15 protein-coding genes are annotated in these 17,154 nt (G+C 41.2%); 8 read left to right on the forward strand and 7 right to left on the reverse strand.

Annotated elements, in window-relative coordinates; all coding sequences use genetic code 11:
- Nucleotides 1-7 precede the first annotated feature (7 nt).
- Entirely contained in the window at nt 8-2,023 is a 2,016-nt protein-coding gene (gene uvrB, locus ACHSBP_RS10375; RefSeq protein WP_010559832.1) for an excinuclease ABC subunit UvrB, read from the forward strand.
- Nucleotides 2,016-2,939: a class I SAM-dependent methyltransferase gene (locus ACHSBP_RS10380; protein ID WP_010559833.1), complete on the forward strand. Its 924-nt coding sequence runs from the start codon at nt 2,016-2,018 to the stop codon at nt 2,937-2,939. The genes uvrB and ACHSBP_RS10380 overlap by 8 nt, the downstream gene beginning before the upstream one ends.
- Before the next feature lie 56 nt (nt 2,940-2,995).
- Here the strand turns inward: ACHSBP_RS10380 and ACHSBP_RS10385 are convergent, their stop codons facing one another.
- From ACHSBP_RS10385 to ACHSBP_RS10395, 3 genes are all read right to left on the reverse strand, one after another.
- Entirely contained in the window at nt 2,996-3,238 is a 243-nt protein-coding gene (locus ACHSBP_RS10385; protein WP_054980438.1) for a hypothetical protein, read from the reverse strand.
- A 79-nt stretch (nt 3,239-3,317) separates the two neighbouring features.
- Complete coding sequence (locus tag ACHSBP_RS10390) at nt 3,318-4,667, reverse strand: sigma-54 dependent transcriptional regulator (RefSeq protein ID WP_010559835.1); 1,350 nt, start codon at nt 4,665-4,667, stop codon at nt 3,318-3,320.
- Complete coding sequence (locus ACHSBP_RS10395) at nt 4,667-6,034, reverse strand: ATP-binding protein (protein ID WP_395388798.1); 1,368 nt, start codon at nt 6,032-6,034, stop codon at nt 4,667-4,669. The genes ACHSBP_RS10390 and ACHSBP_RS10395 overlap by 1 nt, the downstream gene beginning before the upstream one ends.
- A 346-nt stretch (nt 6,035-6,380) precedes the next feature.
- Here ACHSBP_RS10395 and ACHSBP_RS10400 point away from each other — a divergent pair, with 346 nt between their 5' ends.
- The 3 genes from ACHSBP_RS10400 to ACHSBP_RS10410 all read left to right on the forward strand — a co-directional run bounded on the left by ACHSBP_RS10400 (nt 6,381) and on the right by ACHSBP_RS10410 (nt 8,175).
- Complete coding sequence (locus tag ACHSBP_RS10400) at nt 6,381-6,917, forward strand: hypothetical protein (RefSeq protein ID WP_010559837.1); 537 nt, start codon at nt 6,381-6,383, stop codon at nt 6,915-6,917.
- A 255-nt stretch (nt 6,918-7,172) separates the two neighbouring features.
- Nucleotides 7,173-7,508 carry a PadR family transcriptional regulator gene (locus ACHSBP_RS10405; protein ID WP_040642776.1) on the forward strand — a complete coding sequence of 112 codons (336 nt, stop codon included), beginning with the start codon at nt 7,173-7,175 and terminating at the stop codon, nt 7,506-7,508.
- Nucleotides 7,501-8,175: a MotA/TolQ/ExbB proton channel gene (locus tag ACHSBP_RS10410; protein ID WP_010559839.1), complete on the forward strand. Its 675-nt coding sequence runs from the start codon at nt 7,501-7,503 to the stop codon at nt 8,173-8,175. The genes ACHSBP_RS10405 and ACHSBP_RS10410 overlap by 8 nt, the downstream gene beginning before the upstream one ends.
- Before the next feature lie 68 nt (nt 8,176-8,243).
- Here the strand turns inward: ACHSBP_RS10410 and recR are convergent, their stop codons facing one another.
- Together recR and ACHSBP_RS10420 are read right to left on the reverse strand one after the other, a co-directional pair.
- Nucleotides 8,244-8,846: a recombination mediator RecR gene (recR, locus tag ACHSBP_RS10415; protein WP_010559840.1), complete on the reverse strand. Its 603-nt coding sequence runs from the start codon at nt 8,844-8,846 to the stop codon at nt 8,244-8,246.
- Nucleotides 8,847-8,904: 58 nt separating this feature from the next.
- The gene (locus tag ACHSBP_RS10420) at nt 8,905-10,110 is read right to left on the reverse strand and encodes a hypothetical protein (protein WP_010559841.1); all 1,206 of its coding nucleotides are present in this window, start codon (nt 10,108-10,110) and stop codon (nt 8,905-8,907) included.
- A 193-nt stretch (nt 10,111-10,303) separates the two neighbouring features.
- Between ACHSBP_RS10420 and htpG the strand changes: the two genes are divergently transcribed.
- Nucleotides 10,304-12,214, forward strand: a complete 1,911-nt coding sequence (gene htpG / locus ACHSBP_RS10425) for a molecular chaperone HtpG (protein WP_010559842.1) — start codon at nt 10,304-10,306, stop codon at nt 12,212-12,214.
- Nucleotides 12,215-12,278: 64 nt separating this feature from the next.
- On the opposite strand, the gene ACHSBP_RS10430 is transcribed toward htpG, so the two are convergent.
- Entirely contained in the window at nt 12,279-13,967 is a 1,689-nt protein-coding gene (locus tag ACHSBP_RS10430; protein ID WP_010559843.1) for a carbon starvation protein A, read from the reverse strand.
- A gap of 613 nt (nt 13,968-14,580) precedes the next feature.
- On the opposite strand from ACHSBP_RS10430, the gene adk reads away from it, so the two are divergent.
- Nucleotides 14,581-15,225, forward strand: coding sequence for an adenylate kinase (gene adk, locus ACHSBP_RS10435; RefSeq protein WP_010559844.1), 645 nt, complete (start codon nt 14,581-14,583; stop codon nt 15,223-15,225).
- A gap of 56 nt (nt 15,226-15,281) precedes the next feature.
- Here the strand turns inward: adk and tpx are convergent, their stop codons facing one another.
- Complete coding sequence (tpx, locus tag ACHSBP_RS10440) at nt 15,282-15,884, reverse strand: thiol peroxidase (RefSeq protein ID WP_395388799.1); 603 nt, start codon at nt 15,882-15,884, stop codon at nt 15,282-15,284.
- Nucleotides 15,885-16,145: 261 nt separating this feature from the next.
- Here tpx and ACHSBP_RS10445 point away from each other — a divergent pair, with 261 nt between their 5' ends.
- The gene (locus tag ACHSBP_RS10445; RefSeq protein ID WP_010559846.1) at nt 16,146-17,150 is read left to right on the forward strand and encodes a response regulator; all 1,005 of its coding nucleotides are present in this window, start codon (nt 16,146-16,148) and stop codon (nt 17,148-17,150) included.
- Nucleotides 17,151-17,154: the final 4 nt, after the last annotated feature.

A 17,154-nucleotide genomic window follows, 5' to 3' on the forward strand; every position in this document is an offset into this window, starting at 1 on the left:
GGGAAATATGAGTAAAGAAAATGTTTCAGATTTCAAATTGGTATCGCCCTTTAAACCCAATGGCGATCAACCCACTGCCATCGCGCAACTAGTTGATGGACTCGAAGCAGGATTGGCCCACCAAACCTTACTGGGTGCTACCGGTACAGGTAAAACCTTTACCATGGCGAATGTTATTGCAGAGCTAAATCGCCCGACCATTATTTTGGCGCATAACAAAACCCTAGCAGCTCAGCTATACGGTGAGATGAAAGAGTTCTTTCCTGAAAATGCCGTGGAGTACTTTGTTTCTTACTACGACTATTACCAGCCAGAAGCGTATGTAGTTGCAAGTGATACCTTTATTGAGAAAGATGCTTCAATAAACGACCACATCGAACAAATGCGTTTATCTGCAACCAAAGCGTTGCTTGAGCGACAAGACGTTATTATTGTTGCTTCAGTTTCGGCAATTTACGGTTTGGGCGATCCTGACTCTTATTTAAAGATGATGTTACTGATAAAGCAAGGTGACACCATAGATCAGCGTGACTTACTGCGCCGACTTGCTGAACTGCAATACACCCGCAATGACATTGATTTTCAACGTGGTACCTATCGTGTGCGCGGCGAAGTAATAGATATTTTTCCTGCTGAATCTGAAACCATGGCTATTCGCGTTGAAATGTTTGACGATGAAGTGGACCGCTTAAGCATTTTTGATCCACTTACAGGCGCGGTGGAAAGGCATATTATTCGCGCCACAATTTACCCGAAAACCCACTATGTAACGCCGCGTGAAAAGATTTTAGCGGCAATAGACAACATTAAAGAAGAGTTGAAAATTCGTCGTAAACAGTTACTTGATAATAACCGTTTAGTTGAAGAGCAGCGCGTTGCACAGCGTACCCAATATGATATTGAAATGATGAGCGAGCTGGGATATTGCTCGGGCATTGAAAACTACTCGCGTTATTTATCGGGCCGGGCACCTGGCGAGCCACCACCGACATTGCTTGATTACTTGCCTGATGAAGCGTTAATGATTATTGATGAATCACACGTAACTGTATCGCAAGTAGGCGCAATGTATCGTGGCGATCGCAGTCGTAAAGAAAACCTTGTGGAATATGGCTTTCGTTTACCATCGGCACTTGATAATCGTCCGTTAAAGTTTGAAGAATTCGAAGCGATTTCGCCGCAAACGATTTATGTGTCGGCAACGCCTGGCGATTATGAATTAGAACGCTCCAATAACGAAGTAGCCGAGCAAGTTATTCGTCCAACAGGCCTATTAGATCCGGAACTTGAAATTCGCCCAGTCGGAACGCAAGTGGATGATTTATTATCTGAAATTTATAAGCGTGTTGAGCTAAACGAGCGTGTATTAGTTACCACATTAACCAAACGCATGGCTGAGGATTTATCCGATTATTTAAATGATCACGATGTAAAAGTGCGTTACCTTCACTCTGATATAGATACCGTTGAACGTGTTGAAATTATTCGTGACTTACGTGCGGGTGTATTTGATGTGCTGGTCGGAATTAACTTGCTTCGTGAAGGGTTAGATATGCCAGAAGTGTCTTTGGTGGCGATTTTAGATGCTGACAAGGAAGGTTTCTTGCGTTCAACCCGGTCGCTTATTCAGACCATTGGTCGTGCTGCCCGTCATATTAACGGCCGCGCAATTCTATATGCGGATCGCATAACAGATTCGATGAAGCGGGCAATTGACGAAACCGAACGTAGACGCAGTATTCAGCACCAATACAACTTAGATAACGGCATTACGCCACAAGCCCTGAATAAGAAAATCACCGACATTATGGACGTGGGTGAACAAGTTGATGATGCGCCGAAAGCAAGTAAGAGAACGGTCAGTAAAGCGACCGCTGAAATTTTATCAGCCGATGAAATTAACAAGAAAATCAAACAGCTTGAATCTGAAATGTTGGCGTTTGCCCGAGACCTTGAATTTGAAAAGGCAGCAAGCGTACGCGATCAAATTCAACAATTACATCAAGAATTAATAAATGCCTAATATCGATTTAACCAATTTACTAAGCGCTATTGCCAAAGGCGCACCGTTTAACGATGAAGTGTGCCGTGTTTACCATGGCCGCGGTGATAGCCAAGGTGAAACTAATTTCATCAATTTAGATTGGTACCCGCCGTATTTATTTCTTGCGTGCTACAACATAATTGATGAAACAACGCAAAACGCTCTAACAGAAGCCGTTTGGCAAGCGCAGCAAGCTGCTGGATTTAACGCAAAAGGGCTTGTGTTTCAGTATCGTGCCGGACGTGATACGCAAGTGTCTGTACCGTTTGGTGAGGTGCAAGACCGATTCGAAGTTGCTGAACTTGGCGCCAAATATTGGGTACAACTAACCAAAACGCAAAATACGGGTATTTTTCCTGATATGCGTGAGGGCAGGGCGTTTGTTAAAAATAATAGTCACGATGCAAAAGTACTTAACTTATTTTCATATACCTGTGCGTTTTCGGTTGTCGCTAAATTAGGTGGCGCTCAACAAGTTATTAATATGGATATGAATAAATCAGTGTTGCGTACGGGGGCTGATAATCATCGATTAAATAAGGTGGCGGAAAATATTAGTTATTTACCTCACGATATTTTGAAGTCATTTGGTAAATTAAAAAAGGCCGCGCCATTTGATTTAATTGTGGTTGATCCGCCGAGTTTTCAAAAAGGCAGTTTCGTACTAACCAAAGATTATCAAAAAATTTTACGCCGTTTGCCGGATTTATGCCACAGCAATACGCAGCTATTGTTATGTGCTAACAGCCCTGATGTCTCAGAAAACCTGTTTATCGAGATGATAAGTGACGCCACCGAAGGGCGACTGAGCTTTGTTGAAAGACTACCAGCGGCTCCGAGTTTTGAAGAGCCAGATGGCGCAAATTTAAAAGCGCTGGTTTATCGTCTAGCGTAAAATAAGTAGCCGATGCAAAACAAAAAAAGCGCTAAGTAAAATACTTAGCGCTTTTTTTATAACTTATTGATTTCTTTCGCTACTTGGTAGCCATCGTCCGTTACAATTTTTTCGAGTACTTGAACACGTTCAGTTAGCTTGGTGATTTGTTGTTTTAAATCTTCTGTTTGTGCATCACTTGCTTGATTGTGTTTTAACGTCTTCTCTTTAAATTTAATGTGCTTGTTGTACATATCTGCCAATACGCCAAAACCTACTGAGACAAATACGATCATCACAATCATCGTTGTGCCACTCATTGTCGCTCCTAACCTTCGAGTAAATGTGGCTTTAGCTTAATGCAAAAACATACACAATGTGAAATTTAATGATAAACGGTCAAATTTGGTGTTTTTCGAGTCGATATAAAAAGGCTTTGTAACTTAGCCCTAATAATTTTGCGGCTGCAGTTTTATTATTTTCACAGCGTTTAAGCGATTGCAATAAAATATCGCGTTCAAACTGATGCCAATCTATTCCCTCACTAGGCAAAATATATTGACCGCCTTGCTGGAGTTGCCCGTTTTCGTGTGTAAGGCTCTCTAATAGTTCGTCCTCATCGCCAAGTAGCGCGTAACGCTCAATGCAATTTGACAGCTGCCTAACATTACCAGGCCACGGGTAGCTTAATAGCTGTTTTAACGTGTGCGCACTTAATGGCTCAATATCTCCACCATACTGTTGGCTAAATTTGTCTTTAAAGTAATGAATAAGCTTGCCGATGTCTTCACTTCGCTCACGCAGTGCTGGCATATGAATAGGCACAACGTTTAAGCGATAATACAAGTCTTCGCGAAATAGGCCTTCTTCAACTTGTGCTAATAATTGTTTATGGCTTGCTGCAATCACACGTACATCAAGCGCTACTTCTTGGTGACAGCCTAACGGGGTGATCACCCCCTCTTGTAAAAAGCGCAGTAGTTTAGTTTGTAACTGCGGGCTAAGCTCCGCTACTTCATCTAAAAATAAAGTACCACCGTCGGCCGCGGCAAATTTTCCGAGCTTATCTTGATTAGCTCCAGTAAAAGCCCCTTTTTTGGCGCCAAATAATTCAGCTTCGGCAATGGATTCAGGAATTGCGCCACAGTTAATCGCAATAAATGGGCTACTTTTGCGCGGTGAAATTTTATGAAGTGCACGCGCTGCAAGCTCTTTTCCGGTTCCGCTTTCACCACTAATTAAAACGGTTGCGTTAGTGGAAGCCACTTTTTCAATACGTTGAAATACCTTTTGCATACATGGGGCACTGCCAATCAAATCGACCATGCTATCTTGTTGGCTCAGTTGACTATTAAGCGTTTGGTTGGTTAAACGTAACTGATTGGCTTTATTTGCTTTGGCGAGTGCCAGTAATAGCTCTTGGCGCTGAAATGGCTTTGCTAAATAGTCATCCGCGCCTTTTTCAATGGCAAGTGCAGCATGATCAATTGAGCCGTAAGCTGTGGCAATAACAATACCCACAGGGAAGTTGTTTTTTCGCGTAAACTCTAATAATTCAAGCCCGCTTAATTGGCCTAGTTTCCAATCACTAAAAATTAAGCTAATGCGATTATCAGCTTTAAGCGCCACAATAGCTTCTTCCACGCTAAATGTCGCTGTAACGGTAAACCCCTCAGCACTTAACATTGCAGCGATTAACTCATTTTGAGCAGTATCGTCCTCAACCAATAGAATATGTACGTTATCCATTAAACTTCTCTTTTAAACATTGCGCGAAAGTGACTACCATTTTGACTGGTGTTAATAAGTTGAATATCGCCCGCGTAATACAAATTGATAATCTGTTTAGCGAGGTAAAGGCCGATGCCGGCACCATCTGGCTTGTCGCTTACATGCGGTTGGAATAATTGCGCTTGAATAGCTGAATTTACACCTTTACCTTTGTCATTAATCTCAACGTTTACCGTTTTTTCATGTGTATTTACATCAATATCAATAACGTTGTTTTCGCCGCCTGATTCAATACCATTGACAATAAGCGTATGTAAAATACTGCGTACTTCGGTTTCGAGGCCAACGAGTTTAATACTGTTATCGCAATTGATGTTAATGGGTGTATTTTCTGATAATAGTTCGAGCTTTATATCCGTTAGTACGGCAGCAAGCGGTACCTCAGTGCTTCTGTCGACTTTATCTTTGGAGAGGGTTAGAAGTGCATTAATATTTTTATCAATATGCTCGATTTTAGTATGCGCAATTTGTTCTAGCTTAGTACGCTCTGTTTCGGGTGCTTTAAAATATTGGTCTATGGTTAAGTTTAGGGTGTGAACTGGGTTACGAAGTGCATGGGCAATACCCCGACTTAATTCACCAAGCTGCGCTAGGTGTTTTTTCTGTTCTATTTGATGCTGTACTTTAGTGAATTCGGCCAGTTTGCTGCTCATTGAATTAAACTGCTGTGCACAACGCTTAAGTTCGGTTACACCTTTTGCAGGAATTTGAATACCGAGTTTATCGTTATCTAGCTCATCCATCGCTTGCACTAGCTGATTAATTGGCCGCGTGATTTTGTTGGTAAGCCAAAGCGCCAGTAGCAATGCAAGGGCAGAGGAAATAGCAATACTCCAAAGAATTGACTGCGTAAAGCGTTCAAAGCTCGCACTGTTGGTAAGGTATTCGGTACTAATTTGACGATGTACTTGCATATTGTCTAAGTCGTCTACCGCCATAAACACCGCTTCAATCTGCTCTGCATTCTGACTAATAATTTCAATACTGCGTTCGTTATCTTTATCAATTACCACATGGCGTTTTACAACCGTGGTACTGTTTTCGTGCGCGTTAGATGCTGCATGAGCATCGCTATCGGATTCTGCAGCGATATGAAATTCAAATTTGATATCGCTGTTATCCCCACTTTTTGGGGCAATTTCAATTAGCTTTTTACGAACTTTATCTTTGGTCGAGGCCAAGATTTTTTCTGTTAATACTTCACTTTTACTTAAGATTTCACTTTCGATTTGCTGCTTAAAATACATAGTGAGTGCCGTTTGAATTAATGCGACGCTGGCAAACAACACAACTAAAGTAATAATTAACAGTTTTCTGATACTCAAAGAGGGCTTCCTTTTTTATCGAATGTAAATAACACGTGGTCATATCTTAATTCAAACTTTGTACCAGATTATCAGCTAATGCCTAAATTAAAAATAACTCTACAACACATTGAAAGTTATATAGTTACTACTCAAATGTAATTCAGTATTAAAAAAGTGCTCACAGTTTTCATACTACAATTCCTGATATCAGGAAATGCGACCCGCATATAGGCAAACTCAATTTCGTTAAAATGATTAAAAAATAGCAAAAACCATTTTAAATCAAATGATTATACTTTTGGCATGAAAATTCCTTAGTAACAAACAGAGTTAACAACAAAATCAATTAAACAAGGAATTAACCATGTTACTAAAAAAAACACGTTTTTTACTATTAGCGGCATTAGCACTTGCATGTACTACAGCGATGGCGGGTGATACAGAGAAAAAAGTAAAAGTTATTGAATACAAAACCGATATTGAACTGATAAGTGATGGGGCAACAACGCCTATTAAGATACAGTTCGATGGCAAGCCGAGTGAGCAGCAAATTGAAGATGCAGTTGCGGGTTTACCATCTGAAAAACAAGAAAAGGTGCGAGAGTTATTACGTAACCTTGAGGTTGAACATGATCAAGGATTGAAGGTATTTGCATTTAAAAGTGGTGAGGGCGATATTGAAAAGCATATCGAAATCCATGCTGATGAAGCTTGGTCGTCACAAAGCGGTAGCAATGTATTTGTTTTGAGTGACGGTGAAAAGCAGGCTCAAGTATTTAAGTTTAAATTTGAAGGCGATGAATCGGATGGACCTTTTCATGCGTTAAAACACCTTTTGAACACGGCCGACTTAACGCCAACGCAAATTGTTGAGTTGCAAAATATACTAAGTCAAAAATAACAAAATATACATCAAGCGAAGCCAGGCTGTTAAAACCACGCTTGGCTTTATTACTTGCGTCCACCTTTCTATAAATCATTGAATCTGTAAATTCTATTTAACCTCAACTCGGGTTAATTTGGTGCACAAACTACGTTTAATATGCGTTATCTTATCTCACGCTTTATTCGTATATTAATACTACATTGTAGAATTAATTGGACGGGTTATATTATTTATTCTACATTGTGATAAAAATAATATATTTAAATAGCAATGAAAGAGAAGTTTCTAGGTGAGTTTGAACAAATGGTGATGCTTGCCATTTTAAAACTCAATGACAATGCATACGGGGTGTCTATTCGCGACATGCTAGTTGAAGCAATTGATCGCGATGTGAGTGTAGGGGCCTTGTATACCACTTTGGAACGCCTTGAAAAAAAAGGTTTGTTAACAAGCTCGCAAGGGGAAGCAATTGCTGAACGAGGTGGTAGAGCAAAGAAGTTTTATGCTGTAACCGGTCAAGGAAAGCAGGCGCTTAATCGTGCTAAAAATGCACTTGATACCTTATGGCAAGGTGTGCAGTTAAGTAAGTTAGCACATTATGCATAGTTCATCTCCGCTTAAAAACAAACACGAAATGGTGCTAGCAAATAAACTGCTGAGCTGGAGCTTACCTGCGTCAATACGCGATGCGGTAATTGGCGATTTAGAAGAAACGTATTATTTAAAACAACAACAAGGCCTCGCGCCGATTGCAATTCAATATTGGTATTGGCAGCAGACGTTTAATCTAGCCTACCGTTTTATGCCAACAACTCAAAGAGGGTTAATCATGTTTATTTTAAGTCTAATTGTGTTTATGTCGATGATGGTATTTGGCATGGTTATGGGTGCGGATGTAACCGCGTTTATTGATGTGCCATCAGCAATGTTGGTGTTTCCTCCAGCTATCTTTTTTGCTATTGCTGCTACGTCTTGGCAAGAATTTACCTTTGCATTTGGTTGCGTGGTAAGTGATGAAAGAAGCTTTAGTGAGAGAGAACTCGTGCAATCAAAGCGTGTTTTTTCGGTACTAGGAAATTCTGCTTTGTGGTGTGGCGGCATTACGACCTTGATTGGTTGGGTGGCGATGGCATCAAATATTAGTGCACAAGAGTTTAGCAGTGTAATTGGCCCTGCATTTGCTGTATCAATTTTGACGTTTTACTACGGTGCTATTGTTAAACTGATTTGTTATGTTGCAGCGCAACGTATTGAATCTAAGTTACTAAACTAAAAATTTTACGCCAAAGTTAAAACAAAAAAGCCCGCATTGCGGGCTGTTTTGTGTTTATTTTGTTAAGGCTAATTGACTTTCTTTCTGCCTGAAAACGCATGGGAGAGTGTCATACCGTCTACTAAATCAAGTTCACCACCAACCGGCACGCCATGGGCAATACGTGATGCACTAATGTTATTTTTAGCACACATATCGGCAATATAATGCGCCGTTGTCTCACCTTCTACCGTTGGGTTTGTCGCTAAGATAACTTCTTCAATGGTGCCCGACTTTAATTGTTGCTCAAACACATCCAGACCAAGTTCCATTGGTCCGATGCCGTCAAGTGGCGATAAGTGACCCATTAAAACGAAATAACGGCCTTGAAATTGCCCCGTTTGCTCAATCGCTAGAATATCCGTTGGTGATTCAACGACACATAACAGACCGGAATCTTGGCGTTTTGTACTTAAGCAAATATCACATTGATCGGTTTCGCAAAAAGTTCGACAAGTTTTACAATGGCCGACGTTTTCCATTGCAAACGTTAAACTTTGACCTAATTGACGACCGCCATCGCGATCATGTTCTAACAGGTGAAATGCAATACGTTGCGCTGATTTTGGGCCGATGCCAGGCAAGCAGCGCAAGGCTTCAACAAGTTGGCTTACGCCTGATGTTAATTTCATAAGGAGTTTGAGTTTTCCAATTTTGCTATAACATACACTAAGTTACTAAATGAGCCAATTACTCAAAGCCAAGATTACTCGGCTTTGCCAATAACTGCGTATTGCGCTGCACCGGTTCATGTACGTACTCGATATGGGGGTTACGTAACCAAAGTTTACCGCGACTTATCAAAAGCGCACCAAACGACACAATTGCAGCATTTTCTGTAATGGGCAGTGTTACTTCGATATCTTGCCAGTCGCGAGTGCCTCCGCCACTGGTGTAACGTAAATTATCAAACGCCAATGCGTTGGTGTGTTTATCTTCAATGCGCATCCAAATACTGGCTATCGACTTTACAAACTGGTGTTTTATTTGTGCACGAAACCGAATACCAGTAATGTTTTCTTTAATAGCGTTTGCTGCGTTAAAGTCAAAGCGCTTTAGCACTACACCAAAATTAGGTTCATCCACTATGCTCTCGAGCAGCAATGTACCCGTGTCGTTACTAATTTGGTATTCACCATCTAGTTCATCACTTATTTCCCATGTTGAGTGGTTTATAGGTTGTGCTCCTTTGGTTAAGGTACCAAAGGGTTGGGTGTTGTAACCAACGATATTCAGGTATCTAGTGCGAGCAGGGCTGGGCGCTTCCTCCTTTGGCATTGTGTACCCATAGGCATAACTGTTGTCTTTCGCTTCATTTGGCGCGAGTTTAAGTTCAAACTTATCAAACCACACTTGCCCAGAGCCACGGAGTATGCCAGCGTAAGATAGCGCAGATGAATCAGCAGGGACCTGAGCGACAATTGAAAAGCGTTGCCAATCAAGCTCTGTATTAGTGCCAATAAACTTGGCATCAGCGCGGCGAACAATATTGTCATCGTGATCAAGCATATCCAACTGCAACGTAATTTCTCCATCAAGGTTGCTCGCTTTGACATAACCCGATAATTCGATTTTTTGATTTTTAAAACTTGCAGCCTGAATAGTTTGTCTGATTGAGGCAGCGCCATCTTTGCTGGGAAGCTTATTAACGATAAACAAGCTTGATTTACCTTCGATTACTTCATTGTTCGAAAGTCCATAGTGGTAATTGTTGTTTGGGTAAGCTGTAAAATACCAATGTTTAACTTCAGGCTTTTCTTTTACCGATAAAATCTGATGGCTTGTCAGAAAATCAAAGTGGCTTAAATGCACGTCACGATTATGAATCGCTGAATAAACGAAGGCTGTGCAACAAATAATTAGTATAAAAATCAGAGTACGAATGGCGATTGTCATTGTTGTTATTAACTCAATACAGCTTGGTCGGTGATTGTATCGTTTACGGGGAATATTTAAAACAAGTGTAAGTCTGATTGCGCTTAATTTCGGCAACTATTTCGGATTTTAACGTTTACTCTTGAAATCTCGAAACTCAACCCTATATCCAATTGCAACATAGCAAAAACCTAAGATTTTGACGGAGTTTTCAATGTCTGCCCAAAAAGAAACATTTGGTTTTCAAACCGAAGTAAAGCAACTTCTACAGCTTATGATCCACTCTCTTTATTCAAATAAAGAGATTTTTCTACGTGAACTTGTTTCAAACGCATCCGACGCAGCAGATAAACTGCGCTTTCTCGCATTAGAGAATAACGACCTTTACGAAGGTAATGGCGAGTTACGCGTTCGTATTAGCGCTGACAAAGATGCAAACACCGTAACTATCTCAGATAACGGTATTGGTATGAGTCGCGAAGAAGTGATTAGTTCACTTGGTACTATCGCAAAATCAGGCACGGCTGAATTTTTCCAAAACTTAACGGGCGATCAAGCACGTGATTCACAACTGATTGGTCAGTTTGGTGTGGGATTTTACTCAGCGTTTATCGTTGCTGATAGTGTGACTGTGCGCACTCGTAAAGCGGGTGAAGCGCAAGCAACTGAATGGCATTCACAAGGTGAAGGTGAATACACGCTAGCGGATATTGAAAAAGCCGAGCGTGGTACTGAAATTATTCTGCACTTACGTGACGATGAAAAAGAATTTTTAGAAGAGTTCCGTTTACGTTCAATCGTAACTAAATACTCAGATCACGTATCAATTCCAGTGGAAATGTATCAAGCGCCAACGGAAGAGTCAGAAGGTCCTGATGGCGAGAAAATTCCAGCAACGCCAGGTGAGTGGCAGGCAATTAACAAAGCAACAGCGCTTTGGACTCGTGATAAATCAGAAATTTCTGATGAAGAATACAAAGAATTCTATAAGCACGTTGGTCACGATTGGGAAGAGCCACTAACATGGGCTCACAATAAAGTTGAAGGTAAAACAGAATACACAAGCCTGCTTTATATTCCTAAAAAAGCGCCATTTGATATGTGGAATCGCGAACGTCAACACGGTTTAAAACTGTATGTGCAACGCGTATTCATTATGGATGATGCTGAGCAGTTTATGCCTAACTACTTACGTTTTGTTAAAGGCTTACTAGATTCAAATGACCTTCCACTTAATGTGTCGCGCGAAATTTTACAAGACAACAAAGTGACGCAAGCAATTCGTAAAGGCTGTACATCGCGTGTGCTTAAGATGCTTGATCGCATGGGTAAAAACAAACCAGAAGAATACCAAACATTCTGGAATGAGTTTGGCCAAGTGATTAAAGAAGGTCCGGCTGAAGATATGGCAAACAAAGAAGCCATTGCTAAGCTACTTCGTTTTGCGTCGACTGACTCTGATCTTGAGACACAAAATGTATCGCTTGAACAATACATTGCACGCATGAAAGAAGGTCAAGATAAGATTTATTATGTTGTGGCTGATAGCTTCCAAGCAGCGAAAAGCTCTCCACACCTTGAGATCTTCCGTAAGAAAGGCATTGAAGTGTTACTGCTTTCAGACCGTGTTGATGAATGGATGATGAGTCATCTGACGGAATTTGACGGTAAACAGCTTGCATCAATTACTCGTGGTGATTTAGACCTTGGTGATCTGGATGACGAAGAGAGCAAGAAAGAGCAAGAAGCGTCTGAAAAAGAAGTCGAAGGCTTAATTGAGCGTGTTAAAACAGCGCTGGGTGATAAAGTAAAAGAAGTGCGCTTTACTCACCGTTTAACAGACTCGCCAGCCTGTGTGGTTGCCGATGAACACGACATGAGCTCGCAAATGCAAAAGCTAATGGAGCAAATTGGTCAACAAGCACCTGAAACTAAGCCAGTGTTTGAGTTAAACCCAGAGCATCAACTTGTTAAGCACTTAAATGATGTGCAAGATGAAGACAACTTTGCACAATGGGCTGATGTACTGCTTGACCAAGCATTACTAGCAGAGCGCGGTAGCTTAAAAGACCCAGCAGGCTTTGTTTCTCGCTTAAACAAACTAATGTTAGATTTAAGCAAGTAATCAATCTGGTTAAAAGAAAAGGGCGCTAAGCGCCCTTTTTTATTGTAAGTGTTAAGTCGTTAAATTAGTCATTTTCTTCGGTCGTTGGCGCTAATTGCTGCTTTTGCGCTTTGATAACTGTCCACGCTTCGAGCATTACTAAAACACAAACGACTAACACAATAATATCTAAGGTAACTAATAACCAATTACCCGCATTGTAGTATTCTTGCAGTTTAAGTATGCCGGCGAAAAATGCCATCACTAGCACAAATAGCATGGGCACTAATGTGTAACGAGCAGGTCGCCCCATCTTTATTAACATCACAGAAATAACTAACAGTGTTAAACTGGCAAGGATTTGGTTAGTTGAGCCGAATAATGGCCAAATGATCATGCCGCCCGAACCAGACGAACCGCCTGCACCAAACGCTAATAATAAACAACACGCAACAGCAATCAGTGTAGCAATAATGCCATTTCTAAATGCGCTGATCTGATATATCTCGCCCCATTCTTGAATAATATAGCGTTGTAAGCGAACACCTGAATCCATTGTTGTTCCAGCAAACAATACAACCATTACAGCAAGTAAGGTCGACGCAAGTTCAGATGGAATGCCCCAACCTTGGAAGATTAGGTTTGAGCCACCTTGAATAAATGCGCCAACACTGCCAGCACCGAGATGGCTATATACTTCGTGCCACTCCTGCGGGCTCATTGCGAGTGTTACACCACTGACAGCAACAATGGTAATAAGGGCAAGCGAACCTTCACCAACAGCACCTAAATAACCAACGAACCGTGCATCGGTATCTTTATCTAATTGTTTTGAACTGGTGCCGCTCGATACAATACCGTGGAAACCAGATACCGCACCACAGGCAATCGTAACGAATAATAGTGGGATAATACTGGGCGTAGACTCTGCAACTTCGCTATTAAAAGCAGGTGCGGTAATGTCAGGCATAAACATAAATACGGCGCCGTAAAGTAACACTAACCCCACCAATAATTGAACACCATTAATAAAGTCACGAGGTTGTAGCAGCACCCACACAGGTAATAATGATGCGACAGCGGCATATATAAATAGAATGATTATCCAGTTAGCTTTGTCACTTAACCCGAACATTTCTTTTGGCAGTGCCAATGGCATTTCGCTACCTGCATACACGGTTAAGTAAAGCGCGACTACTCCCAACAAACACAAAAACACTAAGTTAAAGTTGCGGCGAATTAACTGACCAATAATTAAGGCAAACACAATCGCAGCCCAGGCTGGCAATACTGCAGTTGGTTGGCTAACAAATGAGTTGGCAATCACCACGCCAAATACCGCGTTAACCATTAACAGCACTAAAAATACCACTATCATAAATAAAGCGCGGGTGCGTTTACCGATAACTTCTTCTGATAGTGCGCCAATTGATTTACCTTTGTGGCGACTGCTCGCCCAAAGTGCGCCCATATCGTGAACACCGGCAAAGAAAATAGTTCCGAGTACTACCCAAATAACAGCGGGTACCCAGCCCCAATAAACCGCAATGGCAGGACCAACAATCGGTGCAGCGCCAGCAACAGAGGTAAAGTGGTGACCCCAAAGTACCACTTTTTTGGTTGGTACAAAGTCAACGCCATCATTAATTTGATGAGCTGGGGTAATGTACTTGTCATCCATTTGGAAAATGCGACTTGCAATAAACTTAGAATAGACAAACCAGCCAAACAGCATGCCGATAATGCCGAGCAATACAATAACGACAGATTGCATAGGTGTTCCTTATAATTGATTATTATTTAAACCAGCTTAAAGCAGCATATTGTAAAAGCAAGTGTTTGGCCTGAGACTTTGGCATAACACGGCGCTATTTATTTCGCTTTGGCTTGAGCTCCTTTATATTTTTAGCTTGATTATTAGGGCCTGTTGACCTTTGCTGTTCTATTTTTGTTCTTTTTAAGCGTGCTTTTATCGCGGCGCTCGGTGTGTGGCCTAGTAATCTAAGCGAATATCGAGCAAAGCTTCCGCGTCCTGCTCACGCCCCTTACCTACATCCATATAGGCAACAATGAGAAAAGTGCGCTCAAAAGAACCGTTCGGCAGCGCTTGCTTGGCTTTTCTACTGTGTTATCGGCTGGCTCACATAGAATAACTATGCCACGCAGCCTCCGCCTTGTATAAAACCCAATCAAACTGCTGCAAAAACGAACTTGAAAGGTCAACAGACCCTAAACAAAGCTCGTCAGCCCTTAAGCAAAAATACGCGAAATAATGGCTTTGCAGTTACTTGGTTAAACAAAGGTTAAACTTTTGGCTAATCACTATTGAGAATCAACTGCCACTGTGAAAGAATTCCCCCAATTAAAAAACATCTTGAGGAAAAGTCATGCGCATTATTCTTTTAGGAGCGCCAGGTGCAGGTAAAGGTACGCAAGCACAATTTTTAATGGATAAGTACGGTATCCCACAAATTTCGACAGGCGATATGTTACGCGCTGCGATTAAAGAGGGTACACCACTTGGTCTTGAAGCTAAAAAAGTAATGGATGCAGGCCAGCTTGTTTCTGATGAAATTATCATTGGCCTAGTAAAAGAGCGTGTTGCTAAAGCTGACTGTGAAAACGGTTTCCTATTAGATGGTTTCCCACGCACAATTCCTCAAGCAGATGCAATGAAAGAAAACGGCATTACAGTTGATCACTGTATTGAGTTTGACGTTGCAGATGAAATCATTGTTGAACGTATGGGCGGCCGTCGTGTACACCCAGGTTCTGGTCGTGTTTATCACGTTGTTTACAACCCACCTAAAACAGAGGGTAAAGACGACGTAACAGGCGAAGACTTAATTATTCGTGATGACGACGTAGAAGAAACAGTACGTAAACGCTTAGCAATTTACCACGAACAAACTAAGCCATTAGTTGATTACTACCGTGCTGAAGCAGACGCAGGTAACACACAGTACCACAAATTAGATGGTACACAAGCAGTTGAAGCAGTCAGTGCACAACTTGCAGATTTACTGGGCTAATACCCAATAAATAAAAAAACCGCCATCTCGGCGGTTTTTTTATATCTGAACGTTAATTATAACTTCTTAAGAGCTGACTCTACTGAGACATAATCAGGTTCTTTTGCTAAATTAGTCACTAACTGCTTATAAACAATCTTGTGGTCTTTATTTAAGATGATCACACCGCGCGCTAATAACCCCATATCTTGTATTAGCAAGCCATAATTTTGGGCAAACTCACGCCATACCGCGTCTGATAAAGTATGCATTTGGGTAATGTTTTCGGCCTTACAAAAACGGCTTTGTGCAAATGGTAAATCCATACTGATAGTAAGCATCACCACGTCACTGTAATTCGCTGCAAACTTATCATTGAAGTGTTTTGTTTGTAAGCTACATACGCCAGTGTCTAGGCTTGGCACTGTGCTAATCATTACCGCTTTTCCTTCAAAGTCGCTTAAAGAGACAGGTGCAAATTTATTGTTTGCCGCTTTGAAATCGGGCGCTTGTAGTCCTAGCTCAACCGCATTACCACGCAAGGTAAGCATTTTACTGTTGGCTGAAATTTTACCAGAATCAGTTTGATTCAGAGGTAATTGATATTGCGCTGCCGCTAGGTTTAAAGACAAAAGAGATGCGCTAATTAAACCCGTTAACGTCATTAAATTTTTTAACATAATAAAAACACAGTTTCTGCTATAAGTAATGTTAATTTAGCACACGTGTAAGACACCGATAAAGTGATAATAATAGTTATCTAATAATGGTTTTCGACACGCGATACAAAACTTAACAATTTGGTGAAATATGCAACTTTGTGAACGAAACTTTTGTAATTTGTTACAATTTTTAGCACAATAGTCTTAGATTTCATGCAGTGCTAGTTAAAACCTACTTCCTGCTCTAAACTTATAAAGACAAAAAATAAGAGTGATAGTATGGCAACCCCAGTTTTAATATGTGATGACTCTCGTTTGGCGCGGCGACAGCTCGCTCGTTCGCTACCAGATGATTGGGACATACAAATTGAATACGCTGAAAATGGTCTTCATTGTTTAGAGCAAATAAAAGCGATTCAACCTGAAATTCTGTTCCTCGATCTCAATATGCCACAAATGGATGGCTACGAAGTGCTGCAAGCAATTAAAGCAGAGAATTTGCACGTGCTGGTGGTGGTGGTGTCTGGTGATATTCAGCCAACGGCCCATGAACGAGTGATGGCACTGGGGGCGATTGATTTTATAACTAAGCCGTGTGATGGCGCTAAGCTAGAAGAGATTATTGAAAAGCATGGCATTAAAGATAAAGCCATGCGCGAGCGCTTGCAGCACTCTCTTGGCGAGCAACTCGATCCTGAACTGCGAGATATCTATCAAGAGATCACTAACGTAGCGATGGGGCAAGCGGGTAACTTACTAGCACGTTTGCTTAACGTCTTTGTTGAACTACCTATTCCCAACGTTAATGTATTGGAAGTCAATGAGCTTTCAATGGCGCTGCAATCAATTGATACCAATGCATCCACATCTGGAGTATGTCAGGGCTTTATAGGCGGTGGCGTATCGGGTGAAGCATTATTGCTACTCAATGATTCAAGTTTTGTTGAAATCGCATCTTTAATGAATTACGAAGGTGAACTGAATCAAAAAGTAGAGCTAGAGCTGTTAATGGATGTGGGGAATATTCTCATTGGCGCAGTATTAACGGGGCTTGCTAAGCAGCTTGATATGCACTTTTCACAAGGGCATCCTGTGGTAATGGGGCAGCATTGTAACGTAGCCGATTTAGTCAGTACTAACCAAGATCGTTGGCAGCGTACGTTAGCAATTGAGATCAGTTACGGCATTGAAAATCACAACGTAAACTGTGATCTAATGCTGTTATTTACTGAAGACTCACTAAAAACACTCAAGTTTAAAACACAATACTTATTAGAAGACTAACACT

Origin of the sequence: Pseudoalteromonas sp. XMcav1-K, assembly GCF_044005875.1 — a bacterium.
GTDB classification, from domain to species: domain Bacteria; phylum Pseudomonadota; class Gammaproteobacteria; order Enterobacterales; family Alteromonadaceae; genus Pseudoalteromonas; species Pseudoalteromonas spongiae.

What these genes read in the sequence shown, in the direction of transcription:
- ACHSBP_RS10405 (WP_040642776.1), top strand. Translation starts at nt 7,173, where the DNA reads ATGAAAGAGAAGTTTCTAGGTGAGTTTGAACAAATGGTGATGCTTGCC.
- ACHSBP_RS10430 (WP_010559843.1), bottom strand. Translation starts at nt 13,967, where the DNA reads ATGCAATCTGTCGTTATTGTATTGCTCGGCATTATCGGCATGCTGTTT.
- ACHSBP_RS10380 (WP_010559833.1), top strand. Translation starts at nt 2,016, where the DNA reads ATGCCTAATATCGATTTAACCAATTTACTAAGCGCTATTGCCAAAGGC.
- htpG (WP_010559842.1), top strand. Translation starts at nt 10,304, where the DNA reads ATGTCTGCCCAAAAAGAAACATTTGGTTTTCAAACCGAAGTAAAGCAA.
- tpx (WP_395388799.1), bottom strand. Translation starts at nt 15,884, where the DNA reads ATGTTAAAAAATTTAATGACGTTAACGGGTTTAATTAGCGCATCTCTT.
- recR (WP_010559840.1), bottom strand. Translation starts at nt 8,846, where the DNA reads ATGAAATTAACATCAGGCGTAAGCCAACTTGTTGAAGCCTTGCGCTGC.
- ACHSBP_RS10390 (WP_010559835.1), bottom strand. Translation starts at nt 4,667, where the DNA reads ATGGATAACGTACATATTCTATTGGTTGAGGACGATACTGCTCAAAAT.
- uvrB (WP_010559832.1), top strand. Translation starts at nt 8, where the DNA reads ATGAGTAAAGAAAATGTTTCAGATTTCAAATTGGTATCGCCCTTTAAA.
- ACHSBP_RS10420 (WP_010559841.1), bottom strand. Translation starts at nt 10,110, where the DNA reads ATGACAATCGCCATTCGTACTCTGATTTTTATACTAATTATTTGTTGC.
- ACHSBP_RS10410 (WP_010559839.1), top strand. Translation starts at nt 7,501, where the DNA reads ATGCATAGTTCATCTCCGCTTAAAAACAAACACGAAATGGTGCTAGCA.
- adk (WP_010559844.1), top strand. Translation starts at nt 14,581, where the DNA reads ATGCGCATTATTCTTTTAGGAGCGCCAGGTGCAGGTAAAGGTACGCAA.
- ACHSBP_RS10385 (WP_054980438.1), bottom strand. Translation starts at nt 3,238, where the DNA reads ATGAGTGGCACAACGATGATTGTGATGATCGTATTTGTCTCAGTAGGT.
- ACHSBP_RS10445 (WP_010559846.1), top strand. Translation starts at nt 16,146, where the DNA reads ATGGCAACCCCAGTTTTAATATGTGATGACTCTCGTTTGGCGCGGCGA.
- ACHSBP_RS10400 (WP_010559837.1), top strand. Translation starts at nt 6,381, where the DNA reads ATGTTACTAAAAAAAACACGTTTTTTACTATTAGCGGCATTAGCACTT.